This window comes from Bordetella genomosp. 7 (genome assembly GCF_002261265.1).
Classification (GTDB): Bacteria; Pseudomonadota; Gammaproteobacteria; order Burkholderiales; family Burkholderiaceae_B; genus Bordetella_A.
Genome location: NZ_NEVK01000003.1, coordinates 604,765 through 626,688 on the forward strand (window position 1 = coordinate 604,765; position 21,924 = coordinate 626,688).

A 21,924-nucleotide genomic window follows, 5' to 3' on the forward strand; every position below is an offset into this window, starting at 1 on the left:
GCCGCCCGCAGCCGCGCTTCGGCGCATCCCGTTGCCATGCCGGGTTTCATGCAGCGTGCATGACAGAACCCTTTCTTGTGTAGCGCCTGCAATCCGCGCGCCCCGGCGCCAATTTTTCAGCTGTGTGTTGCGACATGAACGTCCGCGAATACTACGAACATGCCCTGGCCCAACGGGGCTACCAGTCCGATGCGGCGCAACGCCACGCAGTGGACCGGTTGCAGGCCTACTACGACGACTGGGTCCGCTTCAAGTCGATGCGCTCGAACGCGCTCAAGAAGCTGTTGAACCGGCCGGACGTGCCGCGGGGCGTGTATTTGTGGGGCGGTGTCGGGCGGGGCAAGAGTTTCCTGATGGACGCCTTCTACGCCACGGTGCCGGTGGTACGCAAGACGCGGCTGCATTTTCACGAATTCATGCGCGGCGTGCATCGCGAGCTGGAAAGCGTCAAGGGCATGCAGGACCCGCTGGACGAGGTGGCACGCCGCGTCGCCAAGCGTTACCGGCTGATCTGCTTCGACGAATTCCATGTGTCGGACGTGGCCGACGCGATGATCCTGTATCGGCTGCTGCTCCGCCTGTTCGAGCTGGGCACGTCATTCGTCATGACATCGAACTACGAGCCGTCCACGCTGTATCCGGACGGCCTGCATCGCGATCGCATCCTGCCCGCCATTGCGCTGATCGAAAAGCGCATGGACATCCTGAATGTCGATGCCGGCATCGATTACCGGCGCCGCACGCTGGAACACGTACAGTGCTACCACTCGCCTTTGGACGAGCAAGCCCGCCAGGCCCTGCAGCAGGCATTTGACCGGCTGGCCGACACGCCGCCGCAGGAGCCCCTGCTGCACATCGAGCATCGTGAGATCCGCGCCGTCGCCCTGGCGGGGTCGGTGGTGTGGTTCGACTTCGCCACCCTGTGCGGCGGGCCGCGATCGCAGAATGATTATCTGGAACTCGCCAACCGCTTCCACGCCGTGATTCTTTCCGATGTGCCGCGCATGGGCCCGCGGCAGGCGTCCGAGGCGCGTCGCTTTACCTGGCTGATCGACGTGTTCTACGACCACAAGATCAAGCTCATCATGTCGGCCGAATGCGAACCGGAAGAACTCTATACCGAGGGCGCGCTGGCCAATGAGTTTCATCGCACCGTGTCCCGTATCCTGGAGATGCAGTCGCGCGAATACCTGGACGAAGAGCGGCGCCTGACCGTCGGCCTGTAGGCGGCGCCCGGGCAGGGCTCGAGGCGCGCTGGCGATAGAGATTGATAATAAGATTGGTTATCAATTACTATCTCGGTTTTGTGTTTCCAGCCGCCCGCCGTGAAAAGCTCTATGTCTTGCGGGGCAGCCTCGCCCGCGCCGGTATCCGTGGATGCGCTCTATCGCGACCATCAGCCCTGGCTGTTGCGGTGGCTGCGCGGCAAGCTGGGCAGCCCCTTGCGCGCCGAAGACCTGACCCATGATGTGTTCGTGCGGATTCTTGCCGGCCGCAAGCAGGTGGACGCCGGCCAGGCCCGGCCATTGTTGCGCACCATCGCGCACGGGCTGCTGGTGGACCACTATCGCCGCGTCGGGCTGGAGCAGGCGTACCTGGAGTACCTGAGCCGGCTGCCCGCGCCGCAGCAACCGTCGCCCGAATTGCGCGCAACGCTCGTTCAGCAAGTCATTGCGCTGGACCGCGCGCTGGCGCAGCTTCCCGACAAGGTGCGGCGCGCCTTCGTGCTGGCGCAGATCGACGGATTGCCCTATGCCGACATCGCGCGCCGGCTGGGCGTATCGCTCAGTTCGGTGCAGCAATATATGACCCGCGCGTGGACGGCTTGCTATGCCTGCCTGGACGAGTGACGCCGCGTCGCCGGACCCGGTGGCGCGCGAAGCCATCGCGTGGTGGGTCCGGCTGCAGTCGGGGCAGGGCGGCGCCGCGACAGAGCAGGCATGCCGCCGCTGGCGCGCAGCCGACCCGCGCCACGAACAGGCATGGAGCCGGCTGCAGCGCCTGTCGGGCATGCTGCGCGAGGTTCCTTCGGATCTTGCCCACGCGCATTTCATCCCGCCGCCGCGCTCGCGGCGCACCGTGCTCAAGGGGCTGGCCGGGCTGCTGGTGGCGACCGGTACGGGCGCAGCCGCTTATGAATGGACGCCCTGGCAACGGTTGATATCCGACTACAGTACGCGCGTCGGCGAACGCAGGCGCGTGATGCTGCCCGGCGAGATCCGTCTTGATCTGGCCAGCGACAGCGCCGTATCGGTGCAGATGCTCGGCCAGCGCCGCCAACTGGCGTTGTTGCGCGGGCAAATGGGGGTGCGCGTGCCCGGGTCCGACGGGCTGCCGTCGCTGACGGTGCCCGCCAGCGACGGCGCCCGGGTGGTTGCCGAACACGCGCATTTCGGTATGCAGCGCGCCAGGGCAGGCGTGCGCATCGACGTGTATGCAGGCAGCCTGCAGCTGATCGACGCCGATGGCGCTATCCGCACCCTGCGTGCCGGCACTGCGCTGTACCAGCAGCGGGGGGCGTGGCGCGATGCGCCGCCCGAGGCAGGGCAGGGCGCATGGGCCGACGGCATGCTCGTGGCCAACGGCGACCGGCTGGATTCGGTGCTGGCGCACTTGGCGCGCTATCGTCACGGCAGCCTGTCGGCCAGCCCCGATGTGGCCGACCTGGCCGTATCCGGCGTGTTTCCGCTGGATGATACCGATCGGGCGTTGACCATGCTGCAACAGAGCCTGCCGATAAGCGTGGTGCGTTGGGGCGCGTGGCGTGTACGCGTCGAGCCCGCACACAGCGGCGGCAGGCGGCCGGCATGAGCAATTTGTTGCAATTTTTCCGGCGCCGCGGCTGCAGATTGTGTGCGCTCGTACGGAATGACTCCTGCAACCCTTAACCTTGCAGGAGTCATCGCCTTGTTCTTCCTAGCTTCTGTGCCCGCCGCTTCGATGCGCGGCCGCACATTGCGGTTTCCCGTAACCGGCACGCTGCCCGCGCTGGTAGTGGCGCTGGCCGCCTGCGGGCTGGGCGCCCTGCCCACGCCGGCCATTGCACAACCCGCCACGGCGTCGGTGCGCCATTACGCGTTGCCCGGCGGGCCGCTGGGTGAGGTGCTGACAGCCTACGCGCGCCAGGCAGGCGTGCTGCTTTCATTCGACACGCGCATGGTGGCGGGGTTGAACTCGGCGGGGCTGCAGGGCAGTTACACCGTGGCCGCCGGCTTTGACGCCATTCTGCAGGGCTCGGGCCTGCAGGCCCGGCCGGGAGAAGGCGGCTGGGTGTTGCGGCGCCTGCCATCAACCGGAGGTACCGTCAGCCTGGCGCCGGTGCTCGTGCAAGGGCAGGGTGAAACCGGCACAGGCCAGACGTATGGCGTCGTGGCAGAAGTGACCCGGTCCGCGACCAAGACCGATACGCCGTTGCTGGAGACGCCGCAATCGGTGTCGGTGATCACGCAGAGCCAGATAGCCCAGCAGGGCGCCAACACCTTGAACCAGGTGCTGCGCTACACCCCTGGCGTGGCAGTAGAGACCCGCGGCGCAACCGCCACGCGCCTGGACCAGTTCACCATTCGCGGGTTTTCGGCCACCACTTATCTGGACGGCTTGCGCGTGTTTGGCGGACGCGATGCGTTGCCGCAGGTCGATGCGTACCGGCTGGAGCGCGTGGACGTGCTGAAGGGCCCGTCGTCCGTCGTTTACGGCCAGGGCGGACCGGGCGGCGTGGTCAACCAGATCAGCAAGCGCCCCGTTGATGGCCAGATCAATGAAGTGGGCGTGGAGTTCGGCACGAATTCACTGCTGCGCGGCATGGCGGATGTGGGCGGCCGGCTCGATGACGAAGGCAAGTTCCTGTACCGCATCGTCGGCGCGGGCTATAAATCCGACGGGCAGCAGCATTTCACCAAAGAGCGGCGCTATTACGTGTCGCCGTCGTTCACGTACCAGCCATCGGCGGATACGCGTCTTACGGTGCTGACGCACTTCCAGCACGATCCCGACATGGGCGCGTATGGCTCGCTGCCCGCAATGGGCACGGTATACGAGCTGCCCGACGGCAGCCGCTTTTCGCGCAGCTTCTACGACGGCGACAAGGGCTTCGAACGCAGCGACCGAAAACACTATTCGTTAGGCTACGACATCGAGCACCGCTTCAACGACACGTTCAAGGCAAGCCAGAATTTCCGCTACGTGAACGCCGATGCAAAGTACCGCAGCATCTACAACAGCGCCTGGGCCGACCCGGGGGTGTACCGCTATCTGCAGCGCGGCATGATAGGCACCGACGTGGAGTTCGAGGCGCTGACGCTGGACAACAACGTGCAGGCCGATTTCAACACCGGCCCGTTCGCCCACAAGCTGCTGCTGGGCTTTGACTACCAGCACATCCGCACCGACACGAAGTCGGCATCGCGCTGGGGCGTGTCTGATTTCAACCTGGATACCTGGGATCCGGATTACGACATGGGGTACGAGTTGCCCCCCTTTACCACCGACCAGCGGCAGAAGCAGTACCAGACCGGCCTGTATCTGCAAGACCAGATCAAGCTGGGCGGCCTGTCGGTGTTGCTGGGCGGGCGCTACGATTGGGCCCGCACCACGTCCGACAGCACCAACCTGGCCACTGGCGTGCGCACGCACTCTCCGCAGCGCGCGCAGGCGTTCACCGGGCGCGCGGGCTTGCTGTATCTGTTCGACAATGGCGTGGCGCCGTACTTCAGCTATTCGGAATCGTTCGAACCGCAAAGCGGCACGGGCTGGAACAACCAGCCGTTCGATCCGGTCGAGGGCGAGCAATACGAACTTGGCGTGAAGTACGAGCCGCCCGGGTCCCGCACGCTGCTGACCGCCGCCGTGTTCGACCTGCGCCGCAAGAATCTCACCACCACCGATCCTGATCCCACGCATATCTGCGGGGGCGGGCGTTGCAGCATCCAGGCCGGCGAGGTGCGCACGCGGGGCCTGGAACTCGAGGCCAAGAGCGAGCCCATCGACGGGCTGAGCGTGATCGCATCGTACAGCTGGCTGCACAACGTGTATTCCAAAGACAACCCCAATGCGGCCGGCATCAGCCTCAAGGGCTCGCAGCCGGTGGCCGTGCCCAAGCACCAGGCGTCGGCGTGGGTGCGCTACGAGCTGCAGCGCGGGCCGCTGGCGGGCCTGGGCATGGGCGCGGGCGTGCGCTATCTGGGCGAAACCTGGGGCGATGCGGCCAACACGTTCCGCGTGCCCGGCGCGACCTTGTTCGACCTGGGCCTGGATTACGACCTGGGGCGCAATCAACCTGCCTTGAAGGGCTGGCAGGTCAGTCTCAATGTGGCAAACCTGTTCGACAAGCGCTATGTGGCCTCGTGCATTGACGAGAACTGGTGCTGGTATGGCTACGCGCGTACTGTGAAGGCCGCAGTGCGTTATCGCTGGTAGGGCATATGACGCGAGATCCGCTGTGAGACCAGAGCCCGGCGCCAATCTGGCGCGCTACCGGTGGGCCGTTGCATCCCGTACGGCCGCCGCCGTGCTGGGAGGCTACGCACTGGCCTCGGCCATGGCCGGGTGCCTGGCGGTGTGGTTGCCGATGGCGCGCGCCGATGCGGTGATCACCGGCATGCTGGTGGCATTTGTGGCGTATGCCGCGGGTGTCATCTGGGTGTACGTTGCCCGCAATGCATGGCGCGCCTGGCTGGGCATGCTGGGGCCCGCGGCCCTGCTTGCGGCGCTGTGCTGGCTTGGCCGGCTGACGGGAGCGGCATGATGGGAGCGGCATGATGGGCCGGCATGACGCAACAGCGCGACGCATCACCGAGCCGGCGGAAAGCCTGCGGCAGGCCATGGCGTGGCTGCATACCTGGGCGGGACTGATTTTCGGCTGGATATTGTTTGCCATGTTCCTGACCGGCACCTTGGCATTCTTCCGCCCGGAAATCACTCATTGGATGCAGCCCGAAACGCCGGCGCGCCCGGACACGGTGTCCGCGGCGCGCGCGGCCGATGTTGCGCAGCAGTATCTGCAGCAGCATGCCGCCGGTGCGGCGCGCTGGTTCATCACCTTGCCCACGGCACGCGAGCCGCTGTTGGGGCTGGGGTACCAAGTGCCCCGACCGGCGCCGGGCGAACGCGGCTTCAAGCGCGTCAGGCTCGATCCCGCCACGGGCCAGGTCGTGCAGGCCCGCGAGACGCGCGGCGGCGATTTCTTCTACCGCTTTCACTTCGAACTGGAAATGGCGCATCCGTGGGGGCGCTGGCTGGCCAGCGTCGCGGGCATGTTCATGCTTGTGGCCATTATCAGCGGCGTCATCACGCACAAGAAAATCTTCGCCGATTTCTTTACTTTCCGGCCGCGCAAAGGGGGGCAGCGAGCCTGGATGGATGGCCACAATGCGCTGTCGGTGCTGGGCCTGCCGTTTCACCTGATGATTACCTTCAGCGGGCTGGTGATCTTCATGGCGATGCTGTTGCCCGCTGGCATTGCGGCGGTGTACGAGAACCCCCGCGCCTTCACCGATGACATGTTCCCTGCGTTTGCCGCCGCGCGTGCGTCGGAGGCGAGCGCGCCGCTGGTGGATCTGGGGTCGCTGGTCACGCGCGCGCAGGCAGAGTGGCGGGGCGGCGAGGCAGGGCAGCTTGTGGTTGCCCAGCCCGGCAAGCAAGGCGCGGTGGTGTCGATCAGCCGGGCGTCCGGCGAACGCATCACGTATGCGCGCAGCGCGCCCAGCCTGCGTTATGACGGCAATGACGGCCGCCTGTTGGCGCGCCACGACGCCGACAGCGCTGCCCGCATCACGGCCGGCACGCTGATCGGATTGCACTTGGGCCTGTTTGCCGAGCCGTTGCTGCGCTGGCTGTATTTTCTGGTCAGCCTGGCGGGCACGGCCATGGTGGGCACCGGCCTGGCGCTGTGGGTCGCCAAGCGGCGCCAGAAAGCCGGCGGCGCCACCCCGCAGGCGTTCTCGCTGCGGCTGGTCGACGCCTTGAACGCGGGCACCATCGCCGGGCTGTGCGTTGCGGTGGCGGCTTACTTCTGGGCCAATCGGCTACTGCCCGCCGGGCTTGCCGGACGCGCCGCATGGGAAACGCGCGCCTTCTTCCTGGCATGGGCGCTGTGCTTCATCTATGCCTTCCTGAAACCTGCGCGCAGGTGGCCGGATCTGCTGGCGCTGGCCGCCGGGCTGGCTGCATTGTTGCCGGCCGTCAATGGCATGACGACCGCGCGGCACCTGGGCGTGTCGCTGCCGGCCGGCGACTGGATCATGGCGGGGTTCGATCTGGCCGCGCTTGCCGCGGCTGGCCTGCTGGCGTGGATGTGGCGCAAGGCGCGTCCGCTGCGCCAGCGCGCTGCACCGCGCGCCGCGTTACGGCCGGCGCGGCATCCCTCCACCCGAACGGGAGTCAGCCCATGATGAGCGTTGCCGCTTTCTGCCTGGCCTATGCGGGCTTTGCCGCACTGTGCCTGGGCATGGACCGTCACTATGAGACGGTGTTCGAGCGCGCCTTGCCGCGCCTGCATCGGACCACTTTGCGCGCCGCCGGCTGGGCTGCGCTGGCCCTGTCGCTGTGGGCGACGGCGGCGGTGTGGGGCTGGCGCTACGGCGTGGTCGAATGGATCGGCATTCTGACCATCGCCGGACTGCTGTTGATCTGGCTTGTGGCATACCGGCCGGCGGCGGCCCTGGCCGCCGGCGGCGCGTGCGCGCTGGCCGCGCCCATGCTGGCCTTGCTATAAGGCGGCACGGCCAGCTCCGCCGCAGGACGCGCTACACTGCGGAATTCTTCGCAACCACTGCAGTCGCTCCATGAGTACCCGCGTTCTCACAGGCATCACCACGTCCGGCACCCCGCATCTTGGCAACTACGCCGGGGCCATACGTCCGGCCATCGCTGCCAGCCAGCAGCCCGGCATCGACGCGTTTTATTTCATGGCCGACTACCACGCGCTGATCAAGTGCGACGATCCGGCCCGCGTGGCGCGTTCGCGGCTGGAAATCGCCGCCACCTGGCTGGCCGGCGGCCTGGACCCGGAAAGGGTCACGTTCTACCGTCAGTCGGACGTGCCCGAGATCCCCGAATTGTGCTGGCTGCTGACCTGCGTCACCGCCAAGGGGCTGATGAACCGCGCACACGCCTACAAGGCGGCGGTCGACCAGAACAATGCCAAGGGGGTAGAGCCCGACGACGGCATCAATATGGGGCTGTTCTCGTATCCCATCCTGATGGCCGCCGACATCCTGATGTTCAACGCGCACAAGGTGCCCGTCGGACGCGACCAGATCCAGCACCTGGAAATGGCGCGCGACATCGCCCAGCGCTTCAACCATCTGTATGGGCGCGAGTATTTCGTGCTGCCCGAAGTGGTCATTGAAGAACAGGTCGCGACCCTGCCCGGCCTGGATGGCCGCAAAATGTCCAAGAGCTACAACAACACGATTCCGTTGTTCGAAGGCGGCAGCAAGGCGTTGCGCGCCGCGGTGATGCGCATCGTGACCGATTCGCGCGAGCCGGGCGAACCGAAGGATGCGGACGCCTCGCACCTGTACACCATCTACCGCGCCTTCGCGACGCCGGAAGAGTCCGCCGCGTTCCGTACGCAGCTGGAAACCGGCCTGGGCTGGGGCGATGCCAAGCAGGCCCTGTATGACCGCCTGGAGGGCGTTCTAGCTCCCATGCGCGAGCGGTACCAGGACTTGATGGCCAACCCCGGCCGCATCGAAGATATTCTGCAGGCCGGAGCGCTGAAGGCGCGCAAGCTGGCCGTGCCGTTCATGCAAGAACTGCGCGAGGCAGTGGGCTTGCGCGCGCCCGCGCCGGCGGCGGCCAAGCCGTCTGCCAAAAAGGCGGGCAAGGCGGCGCGCTTTGTCAGCTTCCGTGATGATGACGGCGCGTTCCGGTTCCGTCTGCTGGCCGCCGACGGCCAGGAACTGCTGCGCTCGCAGGGCTACGCCAACCCCAAGGATGCGGGCGCCTCGCTGCAACGCCTGCAGGCAGGCGACGCCGCCGGCATGTTGCAGGCAGACGGCCTGACGTATGCGGCGATAGTGGATGGCGCGGCGGTGGCGCACGGCCCCGCGGCCCACAACCCCGAACAGCGCGACGCCCTTATGGCGCAGGCCCGCGAGGCGCTGGCCGCGCTGGCAGGGCGCTAACGCCCGGCGGTCGCCACGATGCGGCCGCCTTGCACCTGGAATCGCGGCACATTGCCCTGGCCCGCGATTTCCAGCGTGTCGCCCTCGACGTAGCCCACCACTTGGGGGCAGTCCAGCCATTCGGGGTTGATGAACGGAAAGTATTTCAGCGTGCCGGTGCCCTGGCTCGCGAATTCGAAGGTGGTGTTGGCCACCACTTCCGGATCCCACTGGCTGGCATCGAACACCATCGAGCAATGCGCGCCGATGCGATAGGTGATGCTTGCTCCCATGCTGGCAAAGCCCAGCGCTCCTACGTGCAGGCTTGCGCCATTGCGCAATTCGATGGTGCGCGAGCCCAGCCGCTGCAGCGTGATCAGTTTCGCGGCCACCGGTATGCCGTCCAGCACCAGGTGCGCATACTGGCCAAGCGTTATCTCCCCATACGTTGCACTGGGGCCGATGTTCTCGGCGTTGACGGTGTGCGATGCATTGGCGGCGAGCGCCAGAGTCGTGCTACGCATGGCGAGATCCGGTGTTATTGTTTTGATACAACTGGATATTTTCGCTTAATTATTTGGTTTTGGCTCTCATTTTTCGTGTATGTCCGCCTAGGGGTAACCCTGGGCGGTCAGTTCGACCGCCATCGAAGCATCGCCCGCTAATATCGGCCTACAGTGTCCGCCGACAGGAGCCTAGCCATGAGTTACCAACCCGGGTTCGCCGCCGTTGCCCATCTGCTGGCGGATCACGCGCGCGCAGCCATGCTGGCGGCGCTGCTCGACGGCCGGGCGCTGGCGGCCGGTGAACTGGCGCGCAGCGCCGGCGTCACCGCCCAGACGGCGAGCGCACACCTGGCCAAGATGCTCGAAGGCGGCTTGCTGGATGTGGAAACACAAGGGCGCCACCGGTATTACCGGCTGGCGGGCCCGCACGTCGCTCACATGCTGGAAAGTCTGTCCACCCTGCAGCCGCTTCCGCCCCAGGGGCGCCGGCCGGCGCTCAGCCCGAAGGCGCGCGAATTCCATTTCTGTCGCCGCTGCTACGACCATCTGGCCGGACAGCTTGCCGTGGCGATCACCCAGGCCCTGCAGGACCGCGGTTACCTGGTGGCGGCGCCGGACAGGCAGTTCGACCTGACCCCGGCAGGCGCGCAATGGTTCGCGGATATCGGTGTGGATGTCGACGCAGTCGTGCCCACGCGACGTGGGCTGGCGCGCCAATGCCTGGACTGCACCGAGCGGCGCCACCATCTGGGTGGGCCGCTGGGCGTGGCGTTGCTGGCCGCTCTGTGCGAGCAGCAAGTGTTGCGGCGCGCGCCCGACAGCCGGGCCGTCCGCGTCACGCCGCACGGCTGGTCATGGCTTGACCAGCGCCTGGGCATGCGGCTGCCGGCGTTGCCGCAGGCGGCCTGAGCCGCGCCTGGGCGCGGATGGCAACTTCTTCCGGGCGGACGCAAGTTTTACCGCCATGCCCCGCGGCGCGGGGCACGCGCGCGCAGGGCAGGGTGGCACTTGCCGGCGGATGCGCCGCCCTCAGGATGGGCTGCCGCCTTGCAATTCAGGGATGTTGCCGGGGCTCTCGTGCGCCTGCAGGCGGTCGTCGACGCGGTTCACGCCCGCCATGGCGCGCACGGCCGACAACAGCGTCTGGTGTTCCGCGGCAAGGATCTGCCCGCTCAGCGTCACGTCGCCCGCGTGCGCCGTTACAGTAATGGCGCCGGGATGGCTGACCAGCCGTCCCAGTTGGGCGCGCACACGCTCTTCGAGCTGACGGTCGCTGTCGGGGTCCGACAGCCCCATCCCGCGGCGCGCCGCGGCGGTGTAGCCGCGCACATGGTCCGTCGCGCGCTTGCCGTCGGCGAGCATGCAGTCCATGGCGTCGTTGCGCAGCGAAGTCAGTTGGTCGCACAGCAGGGCGCGCCGCCGGCGCCCTGACTGCGGGTCGAAGTAGTACATGGCCGTGGCGCCCAGCGCCAGCGTGGCAATGCGATTCAGGATAGTCACTTGCGTCCTCCGGTCAGGCTGAGAAAGGCCGGCGGCCAGTGGCCGGCCGGTTTCCCATGCTGCGCAAGTGATGTGCCCGGGCCCTGGAGGCCCGGGCGGGGAATCAACGCTTCAGGCGCGCAAATGCCTCGGCCATGGCGTTGTTGCGCGGCTCGGCGCGAGCCGCTTCGGCCGGGCCCCGCCGGCCCGCCGCGCGGGGCGCGCCACCCCGCGGCGCATCCGCGCCGCTGCGGCGCGCGGGCTGCGCGGCGTCATTCAGGCGCATGGTCAGGGCCACGCGTTTGCGGGCCGCATCGACTTCCAGCACTTTGACGGTGACGGTCTGGCCGACGCGCACCACGTCGCGCGGGTCTTTCACGAACTTTTCCGCCAACGCGGAAATGTGAACCAGCCCGTCCTGGTGCACGCCAATGTCGACAAAGGCGCCGAAGTTGGCCACGTTGGTGACTACGCCTTCGAGCACCATGCCGGGATGCAGATCGTTCAGGGTCTCGACGCCGTCCTTGAACTGCGCGGTCTTGAACTCGGGCCGGGGGTCGCGGCCCGGTTTTTCGAGTTCGGCAAAGATGTCGCGCACCGTGGGCAGGCCGAAACGATCGTCGGTGAAGTCGGCCGGCGATATGCCTTTGAGCGCGTCGCGCTGGCCGATGATGTGTTGCACGTCGGCCTTGATCTTCGCCACGATGCGCTCTACCACGGGGTACGCTTCGGGGTGGACGGCCGAGGCATCCAGCGGGTTCTTGCCATGGGGAATGCGCAGGAACCCGGCGGCCTGTTCAAACGCCTTTTCGCCAAAGCGCGGCACCTTGCGCAGGTCGTCGCGCGTGGGAAAGGCGCCGTTATCGTCGCGCCAGGCCACGATGTTCTTGGCCAGCAGCGAATTCAGGCCCGACACGCGCGCCAGCAGCGCCGCCGACGCCGTGTTGACGTCCACGCCCACCGCGTTGACGCAATCTTCCACCACCGCGTCCAGCGAGCGCGCCAGCTCGCGCTGGTTTACGTCATGCTGGTATTGGCCCACACCGATGGCCTTGGGGTCGATCTTGACCAGTTCCGCCAGCGGATCCTGCAGGCGGCGCGCAATGGATACGGCGCCGCGCAGCGTGACGTCAAGATCGGGGAATTCGAGCGCCGCGGTTTCCGATGCCGAATACACCGAAGCGCCCGCTTCGGACACCACCACCCGGGTGAGCGTCAGGTCGGGATAGCGGGCCATCAGGTCGGCGACCAGCTTTTCGGTTTCGCGCGATGCAGTGCCGTTGCCGATGGCCACCAGTTCAACCTGGTGGCGTGCAGCCAGCGCAGCCAGCGTGGCAATGGTGCCTTCGCGGTCGCGGCGCGGCTCGAACGGGTATACCGTGGCCGTGTCGACGACCTTGCCGGTGCGGTCGATCACGGCGACCTTGCAGCCCGTGCGTATGCCGGGGTCGATGCCCAGCACCACTTTGGGGCCGGCGGGCGCGGCCAGCAACAGGTCTTTCAGGTTGGCCGCGAATACGCGTATGGCCTCGGCTTCTGCGCTTTCGCGCAGGCGGCCGATCAGTTCGCTTTCAAAGACGGTGAGCAGTTTCACGCGCCAGGTCCAGCGGCATACTTCGCCCAGCCAGCGCTCGCGCGGCGTGGCGTCCAGCGCAAACAAGCCGTGGCCCAGCTTCAGGAAGCCGGCAATGCGCGCCACGCAAGGGTGCGGTGTCTGCGTTTCGAGCTCTGCTTCGAGGCCCAGGCGCAGTTCCAGCACGCCCTGCTGGCGGCCGCGCAGCAACGCAAGAATGCGGTGCGAGGGCAGCGTGCGCAGTGGCTCGCTGAAATCGAACCAGTCGCGGAAGTTGGCCCCTTCGGTTTCCTTGCCTTCGGCCACCTTGGAATAGAGCAGGCCGGTCGTCCACAAGTACTCGCGCATGTCGGCCAGCAGATCGGCGTTTTCGGCGTAGCGTTCGGCCAGGATATCGCGCGCGCCATCGAGCGCCGCCTTGGCGTCGTTGATGGACGCTTCGGGGTTGAGGTATTGCGCCGCCAATGTGGCCGGGTCGCATGCCGGATCGTCGAGAATGGCGTCGGCCAGCGGTTCCAGCCCTGCCTCGCGAGCAATCTGCGCGCGTGTGCGGCGCTTGGGCTTGTAGGGCGCGTACAGGTCTTCGAGACGTTGTTTGGTGTCGGCCGCCTCGATTTCCTGCTGCAGTTCGGTCGTCAGCTTGCCTTGCTGCGAGATCGACTCAAGAATGGTCGCCCGCCGTTCTTCGAGTTCGCGCAGGTAGCCCAGGCGCACTTCCAGATTGCGCAGCACGGTGTCGTCCAGGCCACCCGTGGCTTCTTTGCGATAGCGCGCAATAAAGGGCACCGTGGCGCCGTCGTCGAGCAGTTCGACAGCGGCGGCGATCTGCGACTGGCGGCAGCCGAGCTCGGTGGCCAGCTGGCCGAGGATGCGGGCATGGTCAACGCTGGAAGCGGCGCTCGTGGTGGCGGAAGTGTCAGACATGTATAGGGCTGCAAAGGGAAAACGACGGGCGGATTTTGCCACAAGGCGGCGCCGGCCCGTCCGCGGCGCGGCTATTTCGGGCACGGCGCAACCGGGCCCCAGGGTATCATTTGGGCCACTTCATCGCGCGCCGCACCCATGCTGGACCAGGATATTTCAGAATTTTTCGACGCCGACGGCCCCCTGGCCTCGGCGCTGCCCGGCTACGTGCCGCGGCGCGCGCAAGTCGAGCTGGCGCAAGCCATTCATCGCGCGATCGCCGACCGCTCGACACTGGTGGCCGAGGCGGGCACCGGCATCGGCAAGACCTGGGCGTACCTGGTGCCGGCCATCGTGGCCGGCGGCAAGGTCATTGTCTCGACCGGCACGCGCACGCTGCAAGATCAGCTGTTCACGCGGGATCTGCCGCGCGTGCGGGCTGCCCTGGCGGCGCCCGTGACGGCGGCCTTGCTCAAGGGGCGCGCCAATTATGTATGCCATTACCATCTTGAACGGCTGCAGGGCGACGAGCGCGCGTTGAAATCGCGTACCGAGATTTCCCAGCTTCGACAGATCCAGGTGTTTGCCGGCATCTCGAAAACCGGCGACCGCGCCCACCTGGGCAAGGTGCCCGAAGACGCGGACATCTGGCAGCGCGTGACTTCCACCCGCGAAAACTGCCTGGGCCAGGAATGTCCGCGCATCCGCGATTGTTTCGTGGTCAAGGCGCGCCGGCAGGCCCAAGAGGCCGACGTCGTCGTCGTCAACCATGCGCTGTTCATGGCCGACCTGGTATTGCGCGAAGAGGGCGTCACAGACCTGTTGCCCGAAGCAGACACGGTCATCTTCGACGAAGCCCATCAATTGCCGGATACCGCCACGCGATTCCTGGGCAGCAGCGTGTCGACCCACCAGTTGCTGGATTTCGGCAAGGCCCTGGAAGCGGCGGGCCTTGCCCATGCGCGCGAGGCCGCCAAATGGACCGACGTCAGCCGCCAGCTAGAAACGGCCGCGCGCGAACTGCGCCTGGTGTGTTCGCCGCTGGACAAGCTACCGGGCCGTAGGGCCACCTTCGAGGCCATGCCCGACGCCGAGCAGTTCGACGTCGCGCTGGCCGCCCTGCGCGCATCCGTCGAAGCTGCCACGCGGGCGCTGGCGGCGGTTGCCGAAAAGCACCCGGACCTTGCCGCCGCGGCGCGCGGTGGCGCAGACCTCGCGCTGCGCCTGGCGCGCTGGTCGCTGCCGGCGCGCGACAGCGCGGCCGACGCCGACGAAGGCTGGGGCCGCGACGACCAGGCGCCGGCGCCCCGGGACGACGACGGTCCGGCGCTGCCGGCGGCGCTGCTTCAGGCGGCCGAATCGCTGCGGCATTACGCGGGCCCGGCGGTACGCTGGGTCGAGCACGGCCAGCATCATGTGCGGCTGCATTCGGCGCCCTTGTCCGTGGCCCAGGCCTTCTCGCGCTTTCGCAAGCCCGGCCAGGCCTGGATACTGACCTCGGCCACCTTGTCGGTGCACGGCGATTTCCGGCATTACACCAGCCAGCTGGGCCTGGATGATGCGCGCACAGGGCACTGGGAATCGCCGTTCGACTACACCGGGCAAGGCCTGCTGTTCGTGCCGCGCGACATGCCGGAACCCCAGTCGCCGCGGTTCGCCGAGCGCTTTGTGCAAACCTTGATGCCGTTGCTGCAGGCCAGCCCCGGCGGCACGCTGGTACTGTGCACGACCTTGCGCGCGGTAGACCGCGTGTCGCTGCTGTTGTCCGAAGCCTTCGAAGAGCAGGGGTACGAATGGCCGCTGCTCAAGCAGGGCGAGGCGACGCGGCGCGATCTGCTCGAACGGTTCTGCGCGCTACAACATCCGGTACTGGTGGGCAGCGCGAGCTTCTGGGAAGGCATTGACCTGCCGGGCGATGTGCTGACACTGGTGGCCATCGACAAGCTGCCCTTTGCCCCGCCGGACGATCCGGTCATCGAAGCAAGGCTGCGCGCCTGCCGGGTGCGTGGCGGCAACCCGTTCGCCGAATACCAATTGCCGGAAGCGGCAATTTCGCTGAAGCAGGGCGCGGGCCGCCTGATACGCACGGAGCGCGATTGGGGGGTGTTGATGGTGGGCGACGCCCGCCTGGTAGAAAAACCTTATGGCAAGCGCCTGTGGCGCGGCCTGCCGCCGTTTTCACGCACCCGCGACCTGAACGAGGTGCTGGCGTTCTACGCGCGCCGCCAGGCAGCAGCGGCCTGAGCTGGGGCGTTGTCGCATGCCGGCCGGTGTCAGACACCCTGCGGGAGTCAGACACCAAAAACCACGCCGCCTGCCGCGCCAGGCAAAAACCACGCCGCATGCCGCGCCAGGTGTCAGACTCCCGCAGGGTGTCTGACACCGCAACGGAGTGTCCCCGCGCGCCGCATGCCGCGCCAGGTGTCTGGACACCGCAAAAACCACCCGCGCTGCGGCTTACTTCCAGGAGAACGGGTTCCACCAGCTTTTGTCCGCCAGCAGGCTCTGCTCGGTCATCGTGCTGTTGGGGAAGTTGGCGTTCAGGACGCGTTGCGCGTCGCTTTTCAGGTCGGTCATGCCCAGTTTGTCGTACGAGGCCACCATGATCACCAGCGCCTGCTCGGCCGCCGGGGCGCCTTCGAAATCGGTGATGACCGTCTGTGCCCGATTTGCGGCAGCCACGTAGGCGCCGCGCTCGTAGTAATAGCGCGCCACATAGACTTCGTTCATGGCGATCGCGTTGACGAGCCACGTAACGCGCTTTTCGGCGTCGGGCGTGTACTTGCTGTTCGGATAGCGCTTGATCAGCTCATTGAAAGCATCGTACGACGCGCGCAAGCCCTTGGGGTCGCGTTCGGCCGGGTCCTGGCCGGTGAGATTGCTCATGAAGGCGCTGGCGGGCGTGAAGTTGATCAGCCCCTTCAGATACAACATGTAGTCCGTGCCCGGATGGTTGGGATACATCTGCTGGAACCGGTCGATGGCGGCCAGCGCCTGTTCGTTTTCGCCGTCTTTCCAGTTGACATAGGCCAGGTCGATCAGCGCCTGCTGCGCATACACGCCGAACGGGTAGCGGCTTTCGATGGCGGTCAGCCGTTCGCGCGCTTCGCCCCAGGCCCCGGCCTCGGTCTCGGCCTTTGCATCGGCGTAGAGCTGCTCGGCGGTCCAGCCGGCGGTCTTGTCGTATTTCTGGCCCGAGCCGCTGCAGCCGGCGACAACCAGGGCAACAGTCAGCGCGATGGCAGCGCGCAGGGGCCATCCGCGGGCAGGGCGGTTCGAAAGTGCAGCGGTGCGGAAAGTCACGGGATTGGTTTCCTTGGTGTTAGGATGGCACGCTGAATTATATGATCTGTCTACATGTCCCATACAGACGCCCCGGAGGCCGCCGGCGCCAGCCTGGCGGCGGATGACGAACCGCAGTTCATCACCGTGCCGGCCGGCACGCGCGCCGACCGGCTCGACAAGGTGCTGGCCGCCTTGCTTGACGGCCATTCGCGCAGCCGGTTGCAAGGCTGGATCGAAGCCGGCTGGGTGCAGGTCAATGGCGCGCCTGCCAAAGTTCGCCAGGTTGTCGGCCCCGGCGACGTGCTGGCCGTCTGGGAACAGCCCGCACCCGAAAGCCTGGCCTTTGCGCCCGAGCCCGTCGATTTCACCGTCGTCGACGCAAGCCCCGACTGGATCGTGGTCGATAAACCGGCTGGCCTGGTGACGCATCCCGGCGCCGGCAACTGGCACGGCACGCTGCTCAACGGCCTGCTGCACCGCTACCCCGAATTGGCGCGGGTGGCCAGGGCCGGCATCGTGCACCGCCTGGACAAAGACACCTCGGGATTGCTGGTGGTGGCCCGCAACGAATTGGCCCAGACTCACCTGGTGCGCCAGTTGCAGGCGCGCACCATGGGTCGCGAATACCTGGCCCTGGTGCATGGCTGGATGGGCGCCGCCGGCCGGGTCGACCGGCCCATCGGGCGCGACGCGCGCCTTCCCGTGCGCATGAGCGTCGAGCGTCCCATCGCGCCCAAGCCCGCCGTGACCCACTACACACCGGTCAGACACGGCCGGGCGCCGGCCGGCGAGCCTATTACCGAACTGCTCTGCCGCCTGGAAACGGGCCGTACGCACCAGATCCGCGTGCACATGGCCAGCCTGGGGCATCCCTTGCTGGCCGATGCGCTTTATATGGGCAAACCCGCCGCGGGGGCGCAGCGCCAGATGCTGCATGCGCGCGCCCTGCATTTCGATGATCCCGGCGGCCGGGGCCCGCTGGGCTTCCAGGCGGCGATACCGGACGACGTGCGCCGCATACAAGATATTGTGCAATGGAACGACTGATGCAAATCCACGGCCTTCCGGTCATCACGGGCCCGCAATGGCCCGGCGTGCGCTACTTCTGCACGACGCGCGCGGGTGGCGTGGGCGCCGCGCCCTACGACACGCTCAACCTCGGCGCGCGCGCGGGTGACGACGCCGCGGCCGTGCACGAGAACCGCGCGCGCGTCCGCGCAGCAGTGCCGGGCGATCCGCTATGGCTGCGCCAGGTGCATGGCGCGGATGTCATCGATGCCGACGCCTGCTCGTCCGACGAGCCGGCGGGCGACGCCAGTGTCACGGCCATGCCCGGGCGCGTGCTGGCTATCCTGGTCGCGGATTGCCTGCCTGTGTGCATTGCCGACCTGGACGGGCAAGCGTTGGGCGTCGCGCATGCCGGCTGGCGCGGCCTGGCCGGCGGCGTGCTCGAAAACACCCTGGCCCGCCTGCGGGCCAAGACCCCCGGCGCGCGCGGCTGGCGCGCCTGGGTCGGGCCCGGCATAGGCCCCACGGCATTCGAGGTAGGCGACGACGTGCGTGCCGCGTTCGTCACCGGCGATGCGCAAGCCGCTGCGCATTTCTCCGGGCTGGCCGGCAAGCCCGGCAAATGGCTTGCAGACTTGCCCGCGCTGGCGCTGATGCGCCTGCGGCGAGCGGGCGTGGAAGATGTGCATGCAAGCGGCCTGTGCACCGTGTCCGATCCGCGGCGCTTTTTCTCATACCGGCGCGATGGCGCGACAGGCCGCATGGCCTTGCTTGCGTGGCGCGAATAAGCGCTGTTGCAGTGCGAGTGCAAGGCTTGTCATATGGGCCGGTTATCCTTGTATACCCGCATTGACAGCCCCTATGCCGCCATGCAACATCGGGTTGTCGCGCGGTCTCAACGCCGGGTGCGGCGCGCCACCCAGGCCCGTGCCCGACTATAAAATGGTGTCGAAGTGAACGCCCCTCTCTCCTCTGCTTGGCCCGTCCCGGTCAGCGTGGCGCCGGACGTCCTGGCAGACATCCAGGCCGAGTTCTCGCGCGACTGGCTGCGGGTATGCGACGAAGCCCGGCGCGGCGTGCTGGCCCCGCCCGCCGACCGCCGCTTTCGCGGCCAGGCGTGGGCCGCAAGCAGCCAGCATATCGTGCTGGCGCACGCTTATCTGCTGTCGGCGCGCGTACTGACACGCATGGTCGAAGCGGCGCAAGTCAGCGAGCCCCTGCGCAACCGGTTGCGGTTTTCGGTCATGCAATGGGTGGATGCGCTGGCGCCGTCCAATTTCCTGGCCTTCAACCCCGATGCGCAGCAGGCGGTCATCGACACGGCGGGCCGTGCGCTCAGCGACGGGCTGGCAAATCTCTGTAACGATCTGCGCAAGGGGCGTATCAGCCACACCGACGAAAGCCAGTTCGAGATCGGGCGCAACGTGGCCACGACGCCCGGCCAGGTGGTGTTCGAAAACCCGCTGTTTCAACTGATCCAGTATGCGCCGCAAACCGCCACGGTTTACCAGCGGCCGCTGGTCATCGTGCCGCCCAACATCAACAAGTACTACATACTCGACCTGCAACCCGCCAATTCCCTGGTGCGCTACGCGGTCGAGCAGGGCCACACTGTGTTCATGATTTCGTGGCGCAACCCCCTGGCCGCGGACGGCGACGGCATCGACACGGCTACGTGGTCGCAATACCTGGACGACGCGGTGCTCAAGGCGCTGCAGGTGGCGGGCGACATCGCACGCCAGCCGCAGGTCAATGCGCTGGGGTTCTGCGTGGGCGGCACCATGCTGGCATCCGCCCTGGCGCTGGCGCATGCGCGCGGCCAGCGTCCGGCAGCGTCGCTGACGCTGCTGACTACGCTGCTCGATTTCCACGATACCGGCGTGCTGCAGGTGTTCGTCGATGAAGCCCACGCACTGCTGCGGGAACGCCAGCTGGGGCAGGGCGGGCTGATGGCCGCTCGCGACCTGGCCACCACGTTTGCGTTCCTGCGGCCCAACGAGCTGGTGTGGAACTACGTGGTGGGCAATTATCTCAAGGGGCAGACTCCCCCGCCCTTCGACCTGCTGTACTGGAACGGCGACAGCACCAATTTGCCGGGGCCTTTCTTTACCTGGTATTTCCGCAATACCTACCTTGAAAATAATCTCAAGGTGCCCGGTCGGGCGCAGGCGGCTGGCGTGGGCCTGGACCTGACGCGGCTCGACATGCCGGCGTACCTGTACGGATCGCGCGAAGACCACATCGTGCCCTGGACGTCAGCCTATGCATCCACGCAATTGTTGCGCGGCCCGCAACGCTTCGTGCTGGGCGCGTCCGGCCATATTGCCGGCGTCGTCAACCCGCCCTCATCGGGCAAGCGCAGCTACTGGACCAACGACGCCCCGGCCCTGCCGGGCGATCCGGGCGCATGGCTTGCCGGCGCGCAAGAACACCCCGGCAGCTGGTGGCCCGATTGGGCCGACTGGCTGGCCGCCCACGCTGGCGCCCGGCGCAAGGCGGCCACGCGCCTGGGCAATGCGGAATATCGCCCGACGCAGCCCGCGCCGGGCAGTTATGTAAAAGTACGAGCCACGTAGCGGTCCGGCGGATCGCGGCATACGAGGCACCAGGCAGTATCGAGGCGCCCAGCGCGCAGGAGGAATGCACATGAGCGGGAAACTGGCATACGTGACGGGCGGCATGGGTGGTATCGGCACGGCGATCTGCCGCAGGCTCGCCAAAGACGGCTTTCGCGTCGTGGCCGGCTGCGGGCCCAGCCGCAACTATCAGCAATGGCTGGATGAGCAGGCCGCCCAGGGCTATACCTTCTATGCGTCGGTGGGCAATGTCGCCGACTGGGATTCCACCGTGGTCGCCTTCGAGCACATTACGCGCGAACTGGGTCCCGTGGATGTACTGGTGAACAACGCGGGCATCACGCGCGATGGCCTGTTCCGCAAGATGTCGGCCGACGACTGGCGCGCGGTGATCGACACCAACCTGAACAGCCTGTTCAATGTCACCAAGCAGGTGATCGACGGCATGGTCGAGCGCCAATGGGGCCGCATCATCAACATCAGCTCGGTCAATGGGCAGAAGGGCCAGTTCGGCCAGACCAACTATTCCACGGCCAAGGCCGGCATCCACGGCTTTACCATGGCGCTGGCCCAGGAAGTCGCCAGCAAGGGCGTAACCGTGAACACCGTTTCGCCGGGCTATATCGGTACCGACATGGTGCGCGCCATCCGCCCCGACGTGCTCGAAAAAATCGTCGCGACCATCCCGGTGCGTCGCCTGGGCACACCTGAAGAAATCGCGTCGATCACGTCATGGCTCGCTTCGGACGAATCGGGGTTTGCCACCGGAGCCGACTTCTCGCTCAACGGCGGCCTGCACATGGGCTGAACACCAGCAGCCGGAAGGGCGCCAGGCAGCCTTTCCGGCTTACACTTGTAATACTTCAAAGTTAAAAGAGATCGCCCGATCTCGGGGACCACCATGACGCAAGCACAAACCAGCGCCAGCCTACGCCTCATTAAAAAGTACCCCAACCGTCGTCTGTACGACACGCAGACCAGTACTTACATCACACTGGCCGACGTCAAGCAGTTGGTGCTGGCCAACGAAGACTTCCAGGTTGTCGACGCCAAGAGCGGCGACGATCTTACCCGCAGCATTCTTCTGCAGATCATTCTTGAAGAAGAAAGCGGCGGCATGCCCATGTTCTCGTCGAACATGCTGTCGCAGATCATCCGTTTCTATGGCCATGCCATGCAAGGCATCATGGGTTCTTACCTGGAAAAGAACATCCAGGCATTCATGGAAATCCAGCAGCGCATGGCCGAGCAGTCCAAGGGCCTGTACGGCAGCCAGTTCGGCCCCGAGGCCTGGGCGCAATTCATGAATGTGCAGACGCCCATGCTGCAGAACATGATGAATAACTACATCGACCAGAGCAAGAATCTGTTCGTGCAGATGCAAGACCAGATGCAGGACCAGACGCGCGCAATGTTCTCGAGCTTTCCCTTCACCCCGGGTAGCGGCACACAGGGCGGCGGCCGCAAGTAAACCGGCGCGGGCGCCC

Annotated in this window: 19 protein-coding genes; 15 read left to right on the top strand and 4 right to left on the bottom strand. The window is 66.6% G+C overall.

Features of this window, described 5'->3' with window-relative positions; genetic code table 11:
* The first annotated feature begins 134 nt into the window (after window positions 1-134).
* The 8 genes from zapE (at window position 135) to CAL19_RS05270 (ending at window position 9,128) form a co-directional block, all read left to right on the top strand.
* Window positions 135-1,226 carry a cell division protein ZapE gene (zapE, locus tag CAL19_RS05235; protein ID WP_026640444.1) on the top strand — a complete coding sequence of 364 codons (1,092 nt, stop codon included), beginning with the start codon at window positions 135-137 and terminating at the stop codon, window positions 1,224-1,226.
* A gap of 111 nt (window positions 1,227-1,337) precedes the next feature.
* Window positions 1,338-1,850 carry a sigma-70 family RNA polymerase sigma factor gene (locus tag CAL19_RS05240; protein ID WP_026640445.1) on the top strand — a complete coding sequence of 171 codons (513 nt, stop codon included), beginning with the start codon at window positions 1,338-1,340 and terminating at the stop codon, window positions 1,848-1,850.
* Complete coding sequence (locus CAL19_RS05245; RefSeq protein ID WP_094796185.1) at window positions 1,831-2,811, top strand: DUF4880 domain-containing protein; 981 nt, start codon at window positions 1,831-1,833, stop codon at window positions 2,809-2,811. The genes CAL19_RS05240 and CAL19_RS05245 overlap by 20 nt, the downstream gene beginning before the upstream one ends.
* Before the next feature lie 129 nt (window positions 2,812-2,940).
* Complete coding sequence (locus CAL19_RS05250; RefSeq protein ID WP_094796186.1) at window positions 2,941-5,415, top strand: TonB-dependent siderophore receptor; 2,475 nt, start codon at window positions 2,941-2,943, stop codon at window positions 5,413-5,415.
* A gap of 46 nt (window positions 5,416-5,461) precedes the next feature.
* The gene (locus CAL19_RS05255) at window positions 5,462-5,743 is read left to right on the top strand and encodes a DUF3649 domain-containing protein (protein ID WP_026640447.1); all 282 of its coding nucleotides are present in this window, start codon (window positions 5,462-5,464) and stop codon (window positions 5,741-5,743) included.
* Window positions 5,744-5,753: 10 nt separating this feature from the next.
* Window positions 5,754-7,388, top strand: a complete 1,635-nt coding sequence (locus CAL19_RS05260; RefSeq protein WP_249276254.1) for a PepSY-associated TM helix domain-containing protein — start codon at window positions 5,754-5,756, stop codon at window positions 7,386-7,388.
* Window positions 7,385-7,711 (top strand): DUF3325 domain-containing protein, encoded by a 327-nt coding sequence (locus tag CAL19_RS05265; RefSeq protein WP_026640448.1) that lies wholly within the window; start codon window positions 7,385-7,387, stop codon window positions 7,709-7,711. Before CAL19_RS05260 ends, CAL19_RS05265 begins: the two co-directional genes overlap by 4 nt.
* 70 nt (window positions 7,712-7,781) lie before the next feature.
* A complete protein-coding gene (locus CAL19_RS05270) occupies window positions 7,782-9,128 on the top strand; it encodes a tryptophan--tRNA ligase (protein ID WP_026640449.1) in 1,347 nt (448 codons plus the stop codon).
* On the opposite strand, the gene CAL19_RS05275 is transcribed toward CAL19_RS05270, so the two are convergent.
* A complete protein-coding gene (locus CAL19_RS05275) occupies window positions 9,125-9,631 on the bottom strand; it encodes a hypothetical protein (RefSeq protein WP_026640450.1) in 507 nt (168 codons plus the stop codon). The genes CAL19_RS05270 and CAL19_RS05275 overlap by 4 nt on opposite strands.
* A 177-nt stretch (window positions 9,632-9,808) precedes the next feature.
* Here CAL19_RS05275 and CAL19_RS05280 point away from each other — a divergent pair, with 177 nt between their 5' ends.
* Window positions 9,809-10,522 carry a helix-turn-helix domain-containing protein gene (locus tag CAL19_RS05280; protein ID WP_094796187.1) on the top strand — a complete coding sequence of 238 codons (714 nt, stop codon included), beginning with the start codon at window positions 9,809-9,811 and terminating at the stop codon, window positions 10,520-10,522.
* A gap of 120 nt (window positions 10,523-10,642) precedes the next feature.
* Here the strand turns inward: CAL19_RS05280 and CAL19_RS05285 are convergent, their stop codons facing one another.
* A complete protein-coding gene (locus CAL19_RS05285; protein ID WP_094796188.1) occupies window positions 10,643-11,113 on the bottom strand; it encodes a BON domain-containing protein in 471 nt (156 codons plus the stop codon).
* A 103-nt stretch (window positions 11,114-11,216) separates the two neighbouring features.
* The gene (gene tex, locus CAL19_RS05290; RefSeq protein WP_094796189.1) at window positions 11,217-13,589 is read right to left on the bottom strand and encodes an RNA-binding transcriptional accessory protein Tex; all 2,373 of its coding nucleotides are present in this window, start codon (window positions 13,587-13,589) and stop codon (window positions 11,217-11,219) included.
* A 138-nt stretch (window positions 13,590-13,727) separates the two neighbouring features.
* Between tex and CAL19_RS05295 the strand changes: the two genes are divergently transcribed.
* Window positions 13,728-15,812 carry an ATP-dependent DNA helicase gene (locus CAL19_RS05295; protein WP_094796190.1) on the top strand — a complete coding sequence of 695 codons (2,085 nt, stop codon included), beginning with the start codon at window positions 13,728-13,730 and terminating at the stop codon, window positions 15,810-15,812.
* Window positions 15,813-16,025: 213 nt separating this feature from the next.
* On the opposite strand, the gene CAL19_RS05300 is transcribed toward CAL19_RS05295, so the two are convergent.
* Window positions 16,026-16,820, bottom strand: a complete 795-nt coding sequence (locus CAL19_RS05300) for an outer membrane protein assembly factor BamD (protein WP_026640455.1) — start codon at window positions 16,818-16,820, stop codon at window positions 16,026-16,028.
* A gap of 105 nt (window positions 16,821-16,925) precedes the next feature.
* Between CAL19_RS05300 and CAL19_RS05305 the strand changes: the two genes are divergently transcribed.
* From CAL19_RS05305 to phaR, 5 genes are all read left to right on the top strand, one after another.
* Entirely contained in the window at window positions 16,926-17,900 is a 975-nt protein-coding gene (locus CAL19_RS05305) for an RluA family pseudouridine synthase (RefSeq protein ID WP_094796192.1), read from the top strand.
* The gene (gene pgeF, locus CAL19_RS05310; RefSeq protein WP_026640457.1) at window positions 17,888-18,649 is read left to right on the top strand and encodes a peptidoglycan editing factor PgeF; all 762 of its coding nucleotides are present in this window, start codon (window positions 17,888-17,890) and stop codon (window positions 18,647-18,649) included. The genes CAL19_RS05305 and pgeF overlap by 13 nt, the downstream gene beginning before the upstream one ends.
* 165 nt (window positions 18,650-18,814) lie before the next feature.
* Window positions 18,815-20,437 (top strand): class I poly(R)-hydroxyalkanoic acid synthase, encoded by a 1,623-nt coding sequence (gene phaC / locus CAL19_RS05315; protein WP_026640458.1) that lies wholly within the window; start codon window positions 18,815-18,817, stop codon window positions 20,435-20,437.
* A gap of 70 nt (window positions 20,438-20,507) precedes the next feature.
* On the top strand, window positions 20,508-21,245 hold the full coding sequence (gene phbB, locus CAL19_RS05320) for an acetoacetyl-CoA reductase (RefSeq protein ID WP_026640459.1): 738 nt from the start codon (window positions 20,508-20,510) through the stop codon (window positions 21,243-21,245).
* A gap of 93 nt (window positions 21,246-21,338) precedes the next feature.
* Complete coding sequence (phaR, locus tag CAL19_RS05325; protein WP_026640460.1) at window positions 21,339-21,908, top strand: polyhydroxyalkanoate synthesis repressor PhaR; 570 nt, start codon at window positions 21,339-21,341, stop codon at window positions 21,906-21,908.
* Window positions 21,909-21,924: the final 16 nt, after the last annotated feature.